14 protein-coding genes are annotated in these 15,823 nt (G+C 68.1%); 9 read left to right on the top strand and 5 right to left on the bottom strand.

Features of this window, described 5'->3' with window-relative positions; translation table 11 throughout:
• The first annotated feature begins 37 nt into the window (after positions 1 to 37).
• On the top strand, positions 38 to 1,114 hold the full coding sequence (locus tag ACZ9BC_RS00660) for an ATP-dependent DNA ligase (protein ID WP_476244290.1): 1,077 nt from the start codon (positions 38 to 40) through the stop codon (positions 1,112 to 1,114).
• Here the strand turns inward: ACZ9BC_RS00660 and ACZ9BC_RS00655 are convergent.
• The 5 genes from ACZ9BC_RS00655 to ACZ9BC_RS00635 form a co-directional block, all read right to left on the bottom strand.
• A complete protein-coding gene (locus tag ACZ9BC_RS00655; RefSeq protein ID WP_476244289.1) occupies positions 1,111 to 2,760 on the bottom strand; it encodes an ATP-binding cassette domain-containing protein in 1,650 nt (549 codons plus the stop codon). The two genes, ACZ9BC_RS00660 and ACZ9BC_RS00655, sit on opposite strands and share 4 nt — an antisense overlap.
• Positions 2,757 to 3,587, bottom strand: a complete 831-nt coding sequence (locus tag ACZ9BC_RS00650; protein ID WP_476244288.1) for an ABC transporter permease — start codon at positions 3,585 to 3,587, stop codon at positions 2,757 to 2,759. The genes ACZ9BC_RS00655 and ACZ9BC_RS00650 overlap by 4 nt, the downstream gene beginning before the upstream one ends.
• Positions 3,580 to 4,521 carry an ABC transporter permease gene (locus ACZ9BC_RS00645; RefSeq protein WP_476244287.1) on the bottom strand — a complete coding sequence of 314 codons (942 nt, stop codon included), beginning with the start codon at positions 4,519 to 4,521 and terminating at the stop codon, positions 3,580 to 3,582. Before ACZ9BC_RS00645 ends, ACZ9BC_RS00650 begins: the two co-directional genes overlap by 8 nt.
• A gap of 18 nt (positions 4,522 to 4,539) precedes the next feature.
• On the bottom strand, positions 4,540 to 6,096 hold the full coding sequence (locus ACZ9BC_RS00640; RefSeq protein ID WP_476244286.1) for an ABC transporter substrate-binding protein: 1,557 nt from the start codon (positions 6,094 to 6,096) through the stop codon (positions 4,540 to 4,542).
• 193 nt (positions 6,097 to 6,289) lie between these two features.
• The gene (locus tag ACZ9BC_RS00635; protein ID WP_476244285.1) at positions 6,290 to 7,609 is read right to left on the bottom strand and encodes an MFS transporter; all 1,320 of its coding nucleotides are present in this window, start codon (positions 7,607 to 7,609) and stop codon (positions 6,290 to 6,292) included.
• Between the two features lie 225 nt (positions 7,610 to 7,834).
• Here ACZ9BC_RS00635 and ACZ9BC_RS00630 point away from each other — a divergent pair, with 225 nt between their 5' ends.
• From ACZ9BC_RS00630 to pcaC, 8 genes are all read left to right on the top strand, one after another.
• Positions 7,835 to 8,665 (top strand): IclR family transcriptional regulator, encoded by an 831-nt coding sequence (locus ACZ9BC_RS00630; protein ID WP_476244284.1) that lies wholly within the window; start codon positions 7,835 to 7,837, stop codon positions 8,663 to 8,665.
• A 128-nt stretch (positions 8,666 to 8,793) separates the two neighbouring features.
• Positions 8,794 to 9,675 (top strand): shikimate dehydrogenase, encoded by an 882-nt coding sequence (locus ACZ9BC_RS00625; RefSeq protein WP_476244283.1) that lies wholly within the window; start codon positions 8,794 to 8,796, stop codon positions 9,673 to 9,675.
• Positions 9,675 to 11,579 (top strand): bifunctional sugar phosphate isomerase/epimerase/4-hydroxyphenylpyruvate dioxygenase family protein, encoded by a 1,905-nt coding sequence (locus ACZ9BC_RS00620; RefSeq protein WP_476244282.1) that lies wholly within the window; start codon positions 9,675 to 9,677, stop codon positions 11,577 to 11,579. The genes ACZ9BC_RS00625 and ACZ9BC_RS00620 overlap by 1 nt, the downstream gene beginning before the upstream one ends.
• Before the next feature lie 68 nt (positions 11,580 to 11,647).
• Complete coding sequence (gene pcaH, locus ACZ9BC_RS00615) at positions 11,648 to 12,514, top strand: protocatechuate 3,4-dioxygenase subunit beta (RefSeq protein ID WP_079598059.1); 867 nt, start codon at positions 11,648 to 11,650, stop codon at positions 12,512 to 12,514.
• 4 nt (positions 12,515 to 12,518) lie between these two features.
• Complete coding sequence (gene pcaG, locus ACZ9BC_RS00610) at positions 12,519 to 13,085, top strand: protocatechuate 3,4-dioxygenase subunit alpha (protein WP_115526088.1); 567 nt, start codon at positions 12,519 to 12,521, stop codon at positions 13,083 to 13,085.
• A complete protein-coding gene (locus ACZ9BC_RS00605; protein WP_476244281.1) occupies positions 13,082 to 14,548 on the top strand; it encodes a lyase family protein in 1,467 nt (488 codons plus the stop codon). Before pcaG ends, ACZ9BC_RS00605 begins: the two co-directional genes overlap by 4 nt.
• Positions 14,541 to 15,359, top strand: a complete 819-nt coding sequence (locus ACZ9BC_RS00600; RefSeq protein WP_476244280.1) for an alpha/beta fold hydrolase — start codon at positions 14,541 to 14,543, stop codon at positions 15,357 to 15,359. The genes ACZ9BC_RS00605 and ACZ9BC_RS00600 overlap by 8 nt, the downstream gene beginning before the upstream one ends.
• The gene (gene pcaC / locus ACZ9BC_RS00595) at positions 15,356 to 15,811 is read left to right on the top strand and encodes a 4-carboxymuconolactone decarboxylase (protein ID WP_476244279.1); all 456 of its coding nucleotides are present in this window, start codon (positions 15,356 to 15,358) and stop codon (positions 15,809 to 15,811) included. Before ACZ9BC_RS00600 ends, pcaC begins: the two co-directional genes overlap by 4 nt.
• Positions 15,812 to 15,823: the final 12 nt, after the last annotated feature.

Below are 15,823 nucleotides of genomic sequence, written 5' to 3'. Positions count from 1 at the left end.
TTCCGCGAAGGGCAGTCGCCGGGCAAGAATGGGCAGCATGGAACTTCCCGTGATGCCGCCCGTCCCGCCCATGCTCGCCAAGTCCGTCAGCGGCATCCCGGAGGGCGACCTCAGCTATGAGCCCAAATGGGACGGATTCCGGTCCATCATTTTCCGTGACGGTGACGACCTGGAGATCGGCAGCCGCAACGAAAAGCCCATGACCCGCTACTTTCCCGAGCTGGTGGCGGCGCTGAAGGAGAACCTTCCGGCACGGTGCGTGGTGGACGGCGAGATCGTGCTGGTGGGCGCGTCCGGGGACCGGTTGGATTTCGACGCCCTGCAGCAGCGCATCCATCCCGCGGCCAGCCGGGTGAAGCTCCTGGCGGGGCAGACACCGGCCTCCTTCGTGGCGTTCGACCTCCTGGCGCTGGGGGACGACGACTACACGGGCAGGCCTTTCGCTGAACGGCGGGCGGCGCTGGAGAAGGCGCTCGCGGCCAGCAAGGCCCCGGTCCACCTCACCGCCGCGACGACTGACAAGGACATTGCGGGGCAATGGTTCAGCCAGTTCGAGGGGGCAGGCCTGGACGGCATTGTGGCCAAGCCCCTGGGCGGCACCTACCAGCCGGACAAGCGCGTGATGTTCAAGATCAAGCACGAGCGCACCGCGGATTGTGTGGTGGCCGGCTACCGGGTCCACAAGAGCGGCCCGGACAGCATCGGTTCGCTGCTGTTGGGCCTGTACAAGGACGACGGCGGCCTGGCCAGTGTGGGCGTCATCGGCGCCTTCCCCATGAAGCGGCGCAAGGAACTGTACGAACAGCTCCAGCCGCTGGTCACGGATTTCGAGGGCCACCCCTGGGCGTGGGGCAAGCAGGAAGAGGGCGGGCGGACGCCGCGCAACGCCGAGGGCAGCCGCTGGAGTGCCGGCAAGGACCTGTCCTTTGTGCCGCTGCGGCCCGAGCTTGTGGTGGAGGTCCGGTACGACCACATGGAGGGTGACCGGTTCCGCCACACGGCGCAGTTCAACCGCTGGCGGCCGGACCGGGACCCGGAGTCCTGCACGTACGCGCAGCTGGAGGAGCCCGTCAACTTTGACCTGGCGTCGGTGCTGGCGACCGGCCGGTCCTAGCCTTCCGCAGCCTGCCGCTCCAGCCCCGCCCGTGCGGCATGGTTCCGGGCGTCCAGCATGGACCACAGGCCGTCAGCACGGCAGGGGATGGAGGCAGCCACCAGGGACCGGCTGTGCGGGTGCCGGGGTGCCGCGAAGAAGTCACGCGTCTCCGCCACCTCCACCACCCGGCCTTCGAGCAGGACGGCAACCCTGTCGCACATGTACCGCACCACATCCATGTCGTGGGAGATCACGATCAGGGACAGGTTGCGCTCCCGCTGCAGCCGCAGCAGCAGGTTCAGGATGGTCCGCTGCGTGAGTGCGTCCAGTGCCGAGGTGGCCTCGTCGCAGATCAGGACCTGCGGCTCCAGCAGGAGGGCGCGGGCAATGGTGGCCCGTTGAAGCTGTCCGCCGGAACATTGGCCGGGGCGTTTGTCCAGCAGCCCGGCGTCCAGCTCCACCTCGGCCAGGGCGGCGGCGATCCGCTCCTCCCGCTGGGCGGGTGTCAGCCCGCGGCGCGGCAGCAGCGGCGCCCGCAGGCTGGCCCGCAGCGTCATCCGGGGGTCAAAGGCACTGTGCGGTTCCTGGAACACCAGCTGGACGGCCGTGGGCCGCTGGGCTTCGGCGCCGTCCAGCTGCCGGGTGATGGTCCCTGTGCTGGCAGCTTCGAGGCCCACAATTGCTTTCGCCAGCGTGCTTTTTCCCGAACCTGACTGGCCCAGCACACCCAGGATTTCGCCGCGGCGGAGGGACAGGGAGACGCCGTCCAGCGCGGCGCTGCCCGGCTTCCGCCGCGGACCAAAGCGCTTCCCCACGCCGTCCAGGACCAGGACGTCACGCTCCGCCGAGGACGGACGGCGCCGGGACTCCGGGGCAAGCTGCGCTGCCGCCAGGAGATCCCGGGCGTACGCGGTTTTCGGCCGGGTGAGCAGTTCGTGGGCCGGGCCTGCCTCCACAATGCTGCCGGCATTCATGACCAGGACCCTGTCCGCGTAGGCGGCCACCGAGGCGAGGTTGTGGGTGATGTACAGGATGCCCAGCCCGCGTTCCCGGCGTTCGCGGTCCAGCAGCTGCAGGACCTGGCGTTCCAGCACCTTGTCCAGGGCGGACGTCGGCTCATCGGCGAGCAGCATCTCCGGCTGCCCGGCCAATGCCAAAGCCGTCATGGCGCGCTGTGCCATGCCGCCGGAGAGCTGGTGGGGGTAGGCGCGGAACCCCCTGACGGGATCGGAAAAGCCCACCTCCTCGAGCAGCTCCACTGCCTTGGCCCTGGCCTTCGGCCCGCGGAGCCCGCCATGAAGGCGCAGGGGCTCCCGAAGGTGGTGGCCGATGGTCCGGTTCGGGTTGAACATCCGCTTGGGCTGCTGGAACAGCATTCCCAGCCGGCCCCCGCGGACCGTATTGAGCTCCGGTTCCGTGGCTTGCACCAGGTCAAGGCCGGCAAGCCGGATGGAACCGGCCGTGATCTCCAGCTGCGGCGGGAGCAGGCGGAGGCAGGACATGGCGGTCAGGGTCTTGCCCGATCCTGAACTGCCCACCAGTGCCACGAACTCGCCCGGATCCACGGACAGCGAGACGCTGGACAGCACCGGCCTTCCCCGCCGCCCGCCGTCGTCGCTTGTCAGGCTGACTTCCACGTCCTCGAGGACCAGCGGCGTGCTCATGCGTCTGCCGCCGCCGGAATCAGCAGGGGAGCGGCTGCCATGCGCGCCGCGCGCTGGCCCAGCAGCGTGACGCAGAGGGCCACGGTGAAGATGACAAGGCCAGGGGCAAGGATGCCGAGCGGCGCGCGGTCGGCGAAGGGCTGGGCGGCGGCCAGCATGGAGCCCCAGTCGGACTGCGGCGGCTGGACACCGAGTCCCAGGTAGGAGAGGGCGCCCACGCTGATCAGCAGGTGCCCGAACCGCAGCGTCGCCTGGCCCAGGACGGGGGCGGCGAGGTGCGGCAGGACATGGCGGAAAATGATGAACGACGGCGTGCAGCCCACCACGCGTGCGGCGTCCACGAAGCCGCGGGCGGAGATGTCATACGCCAGGGTCCGTGCCAGCCGGGCGAAGGGCGTCCAGCCGGTGACCGTGAGCGCCAGCAGCAGGGGACCGAACCCGGTGCCGAGCGCAGCCACGATGAACAGCGCCACCACCATTTCCGGCAGTGCGAGCAGGACGTCATTGGTGCGGGTCAGGAATTCATCCACCCAGCCGCGCCGCCGCGCACTGACGATTCCGACCGCCACCCCCAACAGGCAGGTCAGCACGGTGGCCAGTGCGGCCACGGACATGGAGAACCGGCCGCCCTCCAGGATCCGGCTCAGGGTGTCCCGTCCCAGGTTGTCCGTGCCCAGCCAGTGCGCGGCCGAGGGCGCAGCCAGGCGCTGCGCCAGGTTCTGTTCTGCCGGCGGGTAGGGCGAGATCCACGGCGCCAGCAGCACCGCCAGGACGATCAGGGCAAGGACTGCCGCGGCCAGGGTGGTGACGATGCTCCGGCTACGCAAGGGAGTCTCCCACTGTAGGGCTGAGGAAGCGGTGGACGAAGTCCGCCAGGGTGGTCACGCCGACGGCGAGGGCCACAACCACCACCACCCCGCCCTGGGCGAGCGGGATATCGCTGTTGATCACGGAGTCAAAGAGCAGCCTTCCCATGCCCGGCACGGCGAAGATCACCTCCACGATCACCGAACCGCCCAACAGCCCGGCGAACCACACGGCGAAGAGGGTGGACAGGGGCACCAGTCCGTTCGGAATGACGTGCCGCAGGATGGATTGTGCATGGCTCAGGCCGCGCGCCCGGGCCGCCGAGACGTGATCGGCGCCGGCGGCGTCAATGATTCCGGCGCGGACCGCGGAGGTGAAAAAGCTGATGGGCCGCAGGGCCAGGGTCAGGGCCGGAAGCACAGCCGATGAGAGGTCGTTCCAGCCGGCGGTGGGCAGCACGGACAGCTTGAGGGCGAACACCAGGACCAGGACGGGCGCCACCCAGTATTCCGGCATCGCAATGAAGGCCTGCGTGACGGCGGTAATCGCCTTGTCCGCCATGCTGCCCGGCCGGAGCCCGGAGATGATGCCGAGCGGAAGGGCCACCGCCGCGGCCAGCGCCAGCGACATGGCCACCAGGCTCAACGTGACGGCCAGTGCCGGCAGCACCTGCTCCGCCACGGGAGTCCGGCTGACAAAGGACAGCCCCATGTCGCCGGTGAAGAAATCGCCCAGCCAGCGGAGGTATTGCGCGGCCAGGGGGTCGTTCAGGCCCAGGCTCTCGGCGAGGCTCCGGACAGCCGACTCATCCACCGCATCCCCCGCCACCCGCGAGCGGATGATCTTCCGGACAGGATCGCCCGGGGTGACGTAGGGGATCAGGAACACCGCAAAGGAGGACACGGCAACGGCGGCCAGCAGGGTGGCGGTCCGTTTGGTGATGAACTGCAGCATGCGGTGTATCCCGGAGGACTAGGAGGCGGACTTTGCCGTGTTCGCCGTCAGGACGTAGCGGGACAGCGGGTCCTGGACGTAGGAGAGGACGTTGGTGCGCACCGCGTCGGTGGCCTGTTCGTTCACGAGCCAGGCGTTGACCGCCTTGTCCTGGAGGATCCGGCCTGCTTCCGCGTACAGCTTGTAGCGTTCGTTGGCATCAATGGTTGTGGCAGCTTCGGCGATGATCCTGTCGTACTCCGCGTCGCAGAAGTGGCTCAGGTTGTAGGTGCCCTTGCAGGTGTAGTCCGCGGTGAGGAAGCCGATGGGGTCTGCGATGTCGATCAGCCGGTTCCGCTGGCTGAGCAGCATGTCGTAGTTGCCGGCCATGACGTCCGGTTCGGCGGAGGCGTATTCCTTGGCCTGGATGGACAGCGGGATGCCGATGTTCTTCAGGTTCTCCTGGATGACGGCGGCAACGTCGGCGAATTCCGCGCGCTCCACGATGGCGATGATTTCCAATGGGCGGTCCGCGGTGTACCCGGCGGACGCCAGCAGCTTGCGGGCTTCGTCGAGATCCTGCTTGTGCTTCTCCTGGTCTTCGCCAGCCCAGGGCTCCGACGGCGCGAACGGACCGGTGGCGGGAAGGGCAGCGCCTTCGTAGACGCTTGCAGCCAGGGCATCCAGGTCCAGGGAGTCCCGGATTGCCTTGCGGACGTCGACGTTGTCCAGCGGCGCGCGGCCGTTGTTCATGTACAGCGTGGCGGTGCGCGGCGAATCGGCGCCCAGCACGGTGACGCCGGGAGCGCTCTTCAGGGCGGCGAGGCTGGCCACCGGGATGGACAGGGAGATGTCCGCTTCGCCTGTCTGCACCTGGGCGGCGCGGGTGGCGCCGTTGGTGATAAACCTGATTTCGGCGCCGGCCAGCTGGACGTCGCCGCCCCAGTAGTTTTCGTTGCGGTCCAGCGTCAGCGACTGCTTGGCCTTTTCGGAAACCGGGGTAAAGGGGCCGGTGCAGTGCCCGAACGGGTTCACTTCGGCGTCCTTGTAGGCAGCGGGGGCAAGGATGCCGGTGTTGACGCTGGCCAGGCGGTACGGGACCAGGGGGTTCTCCGCCGGGGTGCTCACCCTGACGGTGGTGGCGTCCAGCGCGGTGACGCTGCTGATCATGGTGCGGTTGAAGGCGCGGGCAGGCACCTTGGCGTCCAGGACGTGGTTCAGGGCAGCCACCACGGACTCCGCTGTGAGTGCGGTGCCGTCCTGGAAGGAAACGTCCTGCCGGATGCTGAAGTCCCAGTCCAGCGGGGAGGTCTGCTTCCACTCTGTGGCCAGGAAGGGAACTACTTTGCCCTCGGCCTGGTCGTATTTGGTGAGGGTTTCGAGGCAGCCGGAGAGGGAAAGGATGTAGGCGGCGTCGGATTCGACGGCCCAGTTGGCTACCGGTGCCCGGAAGTTGTCCACCACGATCCGCTGGCTGGTGTCCGCGGCTGCGGTGCTCTGCGCAGGCTGGGCCTGGTTGCCGCTGAAGCCGCAGCCGGCCAGCGTAAGGGTGGCCAGGGCAGCCACGAGGACGCGGGGACGAAGGAAGGAACGCACTGAAACCGCCTAGCAGGGCTGCCCCGGGGAAGGGCAGGAAAAAAAGGGGACTACTTAGGGTAGCCTTCCCTGCCTCCAATTGGAGAATTTGATGACGTGCCTGCTCAGGAAAGGGAAAGCCCGCCATTTGGGGGAATGGCGGGCTTTCCGGCTTCAAGGCTGGCTGGACCCGTACGTCCAGCCGGGCGGACCGCTACTTCAGGCCGAGCTGCTTGGTGGGAACCTTGAAGGTTTCCTTGGCAGTAAGGGCCGAGATGGCCGCGATCGAGCAGATGACGGCGGTGAAGACGCTGATCTGGACCCAGCCGCCGGGCTTGATGCCGCCCATGGCTGCAACGATGGCCGGTGCGAAGCCCGCCATCAGGAAGCCCAGCTGGGTGCCGATGGCCAGGCCGGAGAAGCGGACCTTGGTGCTGAACATCTCGGCGTAGAAGGACGGCCAGACGGCGTTGGAGGCGGCGTAACCGCAGGAGAAGAAACCGATGGCGGCGAGGAACATCAGGGGGACGCTGCCGGATTCGAGGCTGAGCAGGAATAGCGGGGTGAGGGCGGCGCTGGAGAGTGCGCCATAGATGAACACCGGCTTGCGTCCGATCCTGTCCGCCAGCATGCCGAACAGTGGCTGGGTTCCCAGGGCCACGAGGTTGGCGCCCACCACGAGCCAGAGGGTGGTGGTGCCGTCAACGCCGGCAACGGTCTTGGCGTAGCTGATGGCGAGGGTGCCGAACACGGTGGAAACGGCGGCGATGAAGGCACAGCAGATAACGCGCAGGACGTCGCGCCAGTGGGCCTTGAGGAGGTCGGCCACGGGGAGTTTGGAGATCTGGGCGGACTTCTGGGCTTCCTCGAACGCGGGGGGCTCGTGCAGGGTGCGGCGGATGAAGAACGCAACAACCACCACGACGGCGCTGAGCCAGAACGGGATGCGCCAGCCGATGCCGTACTTGATCTCGTCCGGGAGGGCGAGGACGGGGATGAAGACCAGGGCTGCGAGGATCTGGCCGCCCTGGGTGCCGGTGAGGGTCCAGGAGGTGAAGAAGGAGCGGCGGTTGTCCGGGGCGTGCTCGAGGGTCATGGAGGACGCTCCGGCCTGCTCGCCGGCGGCGGAAAGGCCCTGGCAGAGCCGCGCCAGCACCAGTAGTGCCGGAGCCCACCAGCCCACGGTGTTGAAGTCGGGCAGGCAGCCGATGAGGAACGTGGAGGCACCCATGAGCAGCAGGGTGAACATCAGGACTTTCCGCCGGCCCACCCGGTCGCCGAAGTGGCCCAGGATCACGGCGCCCACGGGGCGCGCGACGTATGCGAAACCAAAGGTTGCAAAGGACATGATGGCGGCGTTGGCATCAGCGTCCGGGAAGAAGACGGTGGGGAAGATCAGCGCGGCTGCGGAGCCGAAGATGAAGAAGTCGTAGTATTCGACGGCGCTGCCCAGGAAGCTGGCGAGGGCCGCCTTCTTGGGCGTCCCGCCATGGGTGGCGGTGCCCGCTCCGGCGGACGGAAGTGTCTGGCTCATGGAGTTCCTTTGTGTGACGACATTGTCGCGAATTTAAAACTTGGTCGCAGCCGCCTGGGTGCGGGCGGGGGCGCTATGCGCTGGATCGAACAGTAGATCCGGGACAAGTAGCCGCATGGTGAGAGCTGCTTGTGCGATACAGCAATGATGGCTGTGAGGGCTGTCACCTGTCAAGAAAATAATCACGATCTAGAAATAGCTCTCACATTGTGGCAACATCGAGGTATGAGTGTGAACCAAACCACAGTGGCCGATGATGTTCCCGCTGATGCCCGCGGGTCCGGGACTGCAGGGAAAAAGGCCGACCGCACGGACATGGTGGGCAAGGCGCTGAGCCTCCTGGTCCTCCTGGGGGATGAGCCCCGGGGCGCCAGCGCGGCGGAGATTTCACGCCGCGCGGAGCTGCCGTTCAGCACCACGTACCGGCTCCTTGGCTCGCTGGCCCGGGACGGGTTCGTGGATTATGAACCGGATGGCCGCCGCTACCATCTTGGGCTGCGGATCTTCCAGCTGGGCCAGCGGGTTTCCAACCACCACGGCTTTGCCGGCACGGCCATGCCTGTGCTGCGGCGCGTGACCGAGCAGACGGGTGAGGCGACGATTCTGAGCGTCCGCGACGGGAACCACCACCTCACCGTCAACAAGGTGGACGGTCCGCAGATCTTCCGCGTCACCTCCGACCCCGGGCATCTGGGCTCCCTCTCCACCACCGCGGTGGGCAAGGCCCTGGTGGCTTTCGCGGAGGATGCGGAGCGCGAGCGGCTGCTGGCGGAGCTGCCGCTGGAGGCATTGACCGATAAATCCATCACCGACAGGCAACTGTTCCGCGACGAGATTGAACGCACGCGCCGCCGGGGCTATGCGGTGATGGACGAGGAGAACGAGGCCGGCATGCGCGCCGTTGCCGTGCCCCTGCTGAATGGCCAGGGCCACGCCTTTGCCTCCCTGGCCACTGCGGTTCCGGTCTTCCGCCTGAGCCTGGAGGCACTGGAAGCGCACGTGCCGCTGCTGCAGGACGCTGCCGCGGAGCTGGCCGCACGGCTGCCGCAACGCTAACTGTTCGTATGACGAACGCTAGTGCGATAGATGAACAATTGTTGTACTGTTATTTCCAACACCGGAACCGCACCTTCCGCCACGCGCGGACGTCCGCTTCCGGTGCCGTTACCAAAGGAGCTGCACGGATGAGTAATCGAACTGAGTCCTACCTGGTGGGACTGGTCGGCGATGGCGTGACGCCGTCACTCACCCCTTACATGCACGAACGCGAAGGTGATGTGCAGGGCCTGCGCTACCTTTACCGCCCCATCGACCTCCTGGAACTGGGCCTGCCGGGCGAATCCGTCGGCCAGTTGCTCCAGAACGCCCGCGCCCTCGGCTTCAACGGACTGAACATCACCCACCCCTGCAAGCAGCTGGTCCTGCAGTACCTGGATGTCATCTCCCCGGACGCCCTGAAGCTTGGCGCCGTCAACACCGTGGTGATCGAGGACGGCCGCTTCATCGGCCACAACACTGACTTCTCCGGCTTCGGCGCCGCCCTCGCTTCCGGCCTCCCCGGCGCGAAGCTGGACCGCGTGGTCCAGCTCGGAGCCGGCGGTGCCGGTTCAGCCGTCGCCTACGCCCTGCTCTCCGCCGGCGTCAAGGCACTCGACCTGGTGGACGTGGCTCCTGAGCGCGCCGCTGAGCGCGCCGCCGAACTGGCCGGTTTCTTTCCGGACAGCACCGTCACAGCCCATACGACGGCGGAGCTGCCGCAGCTGATGCCGCTCACCGACGGCCTGGTGCACTGCACCCCCGTTGGCATGGCCGCGCACCCCGGCGTCCCGCTGGACCTTGGCCTGCTGGAAGCCCGGCACTGGGTTGCGGACATCGTCTACCGCCCCATCGACACCGAACTGGTCCGGGGCGCCCGGGCCAAGGGCTGCGCCGTGCTGGACGGAGGCCGCATGGCAGTGGGCCAGGCCGCCGACGCCTTCCGGATCTTCACCGGACTGGAACCGGACCCGGACCGCATGCGCTCGCATTTCCTGGAACTCGTGGCCGCCGAGGAGGTGGCAGCCTGATGCGCACCGGAATCGCCACCGTCTGCCTCTCCGGCACGCTGAAGGAAAAGATGCAGGCCTGCGCCATTGCAGGGTTCGACGGCATTGAGATCTTTGAGCAGGACCTGGTCACCTCCACCCTGGGTCCCGAGGATGTCCGGAAGATGGCCGCTGACCTGGGCCTGGGCCTTGACCTCTACCAGCCGTTCCGCGATTTCGACGGCGTCACGCCGGACCTGCTCAAGGCCAACCTCCGGCGGGCCGAGGCAAAATTCGGGCTGATGTCCCGCCTTGGCATGGACACCATCCTGGTCTGCTCCAACGTTGCCACGGCAACCATTGACGACGACGGACTCAGGGCCTCACAGTTGGCGCAGCTTGCCGAGCTGGCCGGCGACCACGGCATCAAGGTGGCCTACGAAGCATTGGCCTGGGGCAAGTACGTCAACGACTACGAGCACGCCTACCGCCTGGTGGAGATGGTGGACCATCCCAACCTTGGGACCTGCCTGGACTCCTTCCACATCCTGTCCCGCGACTGGGATACGGCGCCCATCGAGGACATCAACGCGGACAAGATCTTCTTCGTCCAGGTGGCAGATGCCCCGAAACTCACCATGGACGTGCTCTCCTGGAGCCGCCACTACCGCGTGTTTCCGGGCGAGGGCCAGTTCGAGCTCGCCAAATTCATGGGCCACGTGGTCCGCGCCGGCTACACCGGCCCGGTCTCCCTGGAGGTCTTCAACGACGTCTTCCGCCAGTCGGATGTTGACCGTACCGCCGTGGACGCCATGCGCTCGCTGATCTGGCTGGAGGAACAGAGCGCCAAATGGCTCGCCGCCGCGGCGGAAGCCGAAGGGGGCGGCAGTGCCGCCATCCGCCGTCGTTATCCCATGGAACTGGCCACCCTGCCCAAGGTGAACGAACCGGCCGGCTTCAACTTCGCCGAGGTGAAGGCGGACGATACCGCGCAGCTCGAGAAGCTCCTGGGCCAGCTCGGCTTCGCATTCGAGGGCCGGCACCGCACCAAGGACGTCCAGCTCTGGACCATGGGCCAGGCCCGCGTGATCATCAACGAGCAGGCGGCCTCGCATGCCGAACCCGCCATCGCCGCGCTGGGCTTCGACGTCGATTCGCCGGTCATTGCGTCCGCCCGGGCCCAGCAGCTCAAGGCACCGGTGGTGGCCCGCAAGGTCCAGGCCGACGAGGAAGTGTTCCAGGGCATCTCGGCCCCGGACTCCACCGAAATCTTCCTGTGCCAGGGCAGCCCGGACGGCACCGCGGCGTGGACTGCTGAATTCCGGCAGGCCGGTGAGCTCGGCGGGGGCCTGGAGCGCTCCTCGAGCGGAGCCGGCGCCGTCATCGACCACGTCAACCTGGCGCAGCCGTGGCAGCACTTTGACGAAGCCGTACTTTTCTACACCAGCGCCCTGGCCCTGGAGCCGCAGCCCTTCGCCGAAGTTCCCAGCCCCAGCGGGCTGGTCCGCTCACAGGTCATGCAGACCACCGACGGCGCCGTGCGGCTGGTGCTGAACCTGGCACCGGCGCAGCAGGCGCAGAGCGAAGTCCGGAAAACCTACCAGGAACACATCGCCTTCGCCGTGGACAACCTCGTGGCCACCGCCCGGGCCGCCCGGGAGCGGGGCCTGGAGTTCCTGCAGATCCCGGCCAACTATTACGAGGACCTCGATGCCCGGTTCGACCTGGAACCCGGGTTCCTGGCCACCCTGCAGGAACTCAACCTCCTGTACGACCGCGATGCCAGCGGGGAATTCCTGCACTTCTACACCGCCACGGTGGGCAGCGTGTTCTTCGAGATGGTGGAACGCCGCGGCAGCTACGACGGGTACGGGGCCCCCAACGCCCCGGTCCGGCATGCCGTCCAGTACGACCACCGCCAGCACGCATCCCTCCAGCGCCACTGACCGGCGCGATTGACCGCCAGACCCGCACACCTTCCCAAACGAGACCGAACACCAGAAAGGAGCCAGCCGTGCCGCACGAAACTACCGCGCAGACGGACGAGCTTGTACCGGCTGCCGAACCCAAGGCAGGACACGCGCAGCTGGACCGCGCCGTGGAAACACAGCAGGACCTCAGCGACGAGATCAACGGCCTGGCCGACGCCTACAAGCGGGCACTCAAAGACGGTGCCCCGGCCGAGACCCAGCCCCGCCTGGACTACCCGCCGTACCGCAGCAGCATCCTGCGCCACCCCACCAAGAGCCTGCACCACGCGGACCCGGAAACCATCGAGCTGTACTCGCCGGCCTTCGGGCACCAGGACGTGCACGCGCTGGAATCGGACCTCACCATCCAGCACAACGGCGAACCCCAGGGCGAGCGGATCATCGTCGCCGGCAAGGTCCTGGACGGCGACGGCCGCCCGGTAGCCGGGCAGCTGGTGGAGATCTGGCAGGCCAACGCCTCCGGCCGCTACATCCACAAGCGCGACCAGCACCCCGCGCCGATCGACCCCAACTTCACCGGCATCGGCCGCTGCATCACCGGCCCGGACGGCTCCTACCGGTTCACCACCATCAAGCCCGGCGCCTACCCGTGGAAGAACCACCTGAACGCCTGGCGTCCAGCGCACATCCACTTCTCGCTGTTCGGCACCGAGTTCACCCAGCGCATCATCACCCAGATGTACTTCCCCGGGGACCAGCTCTTCCCGCTGGACCCCATCTACCAGACCATCGTGGACCAGGACGCCCGCGACCGGCTGGTGGCCAACTATGACCACAGCCTCACGGAGCCCGAATGGGCGCTGGGATACAACTGGGACATTGTCCTGACAGGTCCCAAGCGGACGTGGACCGAGAACGAAGCGCTGGGCGCAGAGGGTGACGAGGAATAGGAACATGAGCAACCAGACCACGCAGCTTGTCCCCACGCCCGGCCAGACCGTGGGCCCGTTCTACGGGTACGCCCTGCCGTTCGAAAAGGACAACGAACTCCTCGCCCCCGGCTCGCCCGGATCCATCCGCCTTCAGGGCACCGTGTACGACGGCGCCGGGGAGACAGTGCCGGACGCCATCCTGGAGATCTGGCAGCCCGACGCCCAGGGCAACATCGTCCAGAAGACCGGTTCGTTCCACCGTGACGGGTACTCCTTCACGGGCTGGGGCCGCGGCGCCGTAGGCTACTCCGGCGTGTACACGTTCACCACGGTCAACCCGGGCCCTACCTCGCCGGGCGCCGCACCGTTCATCTCGGTGGCCATCTTTGCCCGCGGCCTCACCAACCGGCTCTTCACCCGCATCTACCTGCCGGAGGACCAGGAGGCCCTGGCCAAGGACCCGCTGCTGGCCTCCCTGGAGCCGGAGCGCCGGAAAACCCTGATCGCCCGGCGGGATCCCGACGGCGGACTGACCTTTGACATCCGCCTCCAGGGTGAGGGCGAAACAGTCTTCCTGGACTTCCAGTGACCTCCGGCGTCCCGGGCAACTTCGGAAGCGGTGCCGGCGGCGACGCCGGACTGCTGAGCCCCGTTTCGGCGTCGCCCCTGGTGGCTGCGCTGACCGGGGACCGCGCGGTGCTGGCGGCGATCCTCGCCGTCGAGTCCGGCTGGGCCGTTGTGCTGGAAAAGGCGGGACTGGCGCCCGCCGGAGCCGCCGCCGTCGTGGCCTCCGCCGCCGAGGCGGGACGCTACGACCTGGCCGATGTGGCGCTCCGCGCCCAGGGCGGCGGAAACCCGGTCATCCCCCTGCTGTCCGACCTCCGCAAGCACGTGGCGGCCCTGGACACCGAGGGCATCGGCGCCGGAAAGGCTGTCCACACGTCGCTCACCAGCCAGGACGTGCTGGACACCGCGCTGATGCTGATGGCCCACACCACCGTTGGGGCGGTCCTCGCCGACGTGAAGCGGGCGACGGCGGCGCTCGCCGCCTTGGCGGAACAGCATGCGGACACGCTGTGCGTGGGCAGGAGCCTGACGCAGCACTCGCTGCCGTTCACATTCGGGCTCCGGGCCGCCCAATGGTTCCAGGGCGTGGCCGCGGCCGGCCGCCAGCTGGAAAACCTGGAGCTGCCGGTCCAGTTCGGCGGCGCGGCGGGCACGCTGGCCGCCGGCACCGTCCTGACCGCCGATTCCCCCGCCACGCCGTTCACCCTCGCCGAATCGCTTGCCTCCCAGCTGGGACTCGCCGCCGCTCCCGCGCCGTGGCACACCAACCGGCTGGCCGTCACCTCGCTGGGACATGCCCTGGCGTCGGTGCTGGACGCCTTCGGCAAGATCGCGGCGGACGTGCTGTTCCTGAGCAGGCCGGAGGTGGCCGAGCTCGCCGAGCCGCGGGCTGCGGGCCGCGGCGTGTCCTCGGCCATGCCGCAGAAGCAGAACCCCGTGCTGTCCGTGCTGGTCCGCAGCGCGGCGCTGCAGGGACCGCAGCTGGTGGCACAGCTGCACCTCGCGGCCGCCAACTTCAACGACGAACGCCCGGACGGTGCATGGCACACCGAATGGCCCGCGCTCCGGCAGCTCCTCGCCCTCACCCTCGGCGCTGCCGGCCACCTCCGGGAGCTCGCCGAAGGGCTGCAGGTCTTCCCGCAAGCAATGCGCCGCAACCTGGACCTCGCCGGTCCGCTGCTGCTGGCCGAGGGCGTCAACGCCGCCGTCTCACCCCTGCTCGAGGAGAAGGACGGCCGCACCGGCAAGCAGCAGCTCCAGGACGTGGTGGACCAGACCCTCCAGGCACCCGCGGCGGAACAGGGCGCCACCTACCGCAAACTGCTCCGCGAGGCCGTGCCGGCCGGGCTGCTTCCCGACCTCCGGCTGGACGAACTCCTGGATCCCGCCAGCTACCTGGGCGAGGCCGACGGGATTTCACGCCGCATCCTGGCCGCCTACGCCGATTTTGCAACCGCTACCCCGAACGGAGCCAACCGTGGCTAGACCCACCCTGAAGGCAGTGCTGCTGTCCCCGCAACGCCCGCTGGGCGAGAGGCCACTGTTGGTCGCGGGACCGTCCCTCGGCACCTCCACCCTCCTGTGGACCGAGGCGGCCACCCTGCTCGGCACCGATTACGACGTGGTGGCCTGGGACCTTCCCGGCCACGGCGTCTCGCCGGCCGCAACCGAAACCTTCCTCGTTGCCGACCTCGCCGATGCCGTGGTTGACCTCGTGGACTCCATCGCCCCCGGCGCCGCCTTCCACTACGCCGGGGTTTCCCTGGGCGGCGCCACCGGGCTGCAGCTCGGCATCAAGCACGGCGAACGCCTTCAGAGCCTCTCCGTGCAGTGCTCCGGAGCCAAGCTCGGCACTCCCGAAGGCTGGCTGGAACGGGCCGAAACGGTCCGCGCCCAGGGCACCCCCGTGATGATCCAGGGCTCGGCCGAGCGCTGGTTCGCGAAGGGGTTCATGGACCGCGAACCGGCCCGGAGCAGCCGCCTCCTGCACGCCCTGCGCGACGCCGACCGCTTCAGCTACGCGTTCTGCTGCGAAGCCCTGGCTGCCTTTGACGTCCGCGCAGACCTCGGCAGCATCCGCGTCCCCACGCAGGCCCTGGCAGGTGCGGAGGATACTGTTGCGCCGCCGTCGTTCGCGGAGGAAATTGCCGCGGGCATCGCCGCCGGCGGGGGCACCGCCAACGCCGCGACCCTAAGCGGAGTGGCCCACCTGGCCCCGTTCGAAGCCCCCGGGCACGTGGCCGACCTGCTCCGTAACCTCATCTCCTGGACCGAGTCCCGGGCGGCAGCGAAATGAGCGGCATGGAGCGGCATGGTGTTGTCCAGCCGGGTGCCACCGGCCAGGAGATCTACGACGGCGGCATGATGGTCCGCCGCGAAGTCCTGGGCGATGCGCACGTGGACCGCGCCAACGCCAACAAGGACGAATTCACCGACGATTTCCAGGACATGATCACCCGGATCGCGTGGGGCGGCATCTGGACCCGGCCCGGACTTTCCCGGCAGATGCGGTCCGCCGTCACCATCACGGCCATGGTGGCCCACGGGCACTGGGAAGAGCTCGCCATGCACATCCGCGCGGCCCTCACCAACGGCCTGAGCCGGGATGAGATCAAGGAAATCCTGCTCCAGACCGCCATTTACTGCGGGGTCCCCTCCGCAAACACCGCCTTCAAAACGGCCCAGCAGGTGTTCCGCGACATGGACACCGCACCCGCGGCCACAGACACCCCCACCCCACCCAACTAGGTAGCACTAAGT

The organism is Pseudarthrobacter sp. TE3704 (assembly GCF_056279405.1).
The sequence above is the reverse complement of the archived record's forward strand: the minus strand, read 5'-3'. Positions and strand labels throughout refer to the sequence as shown.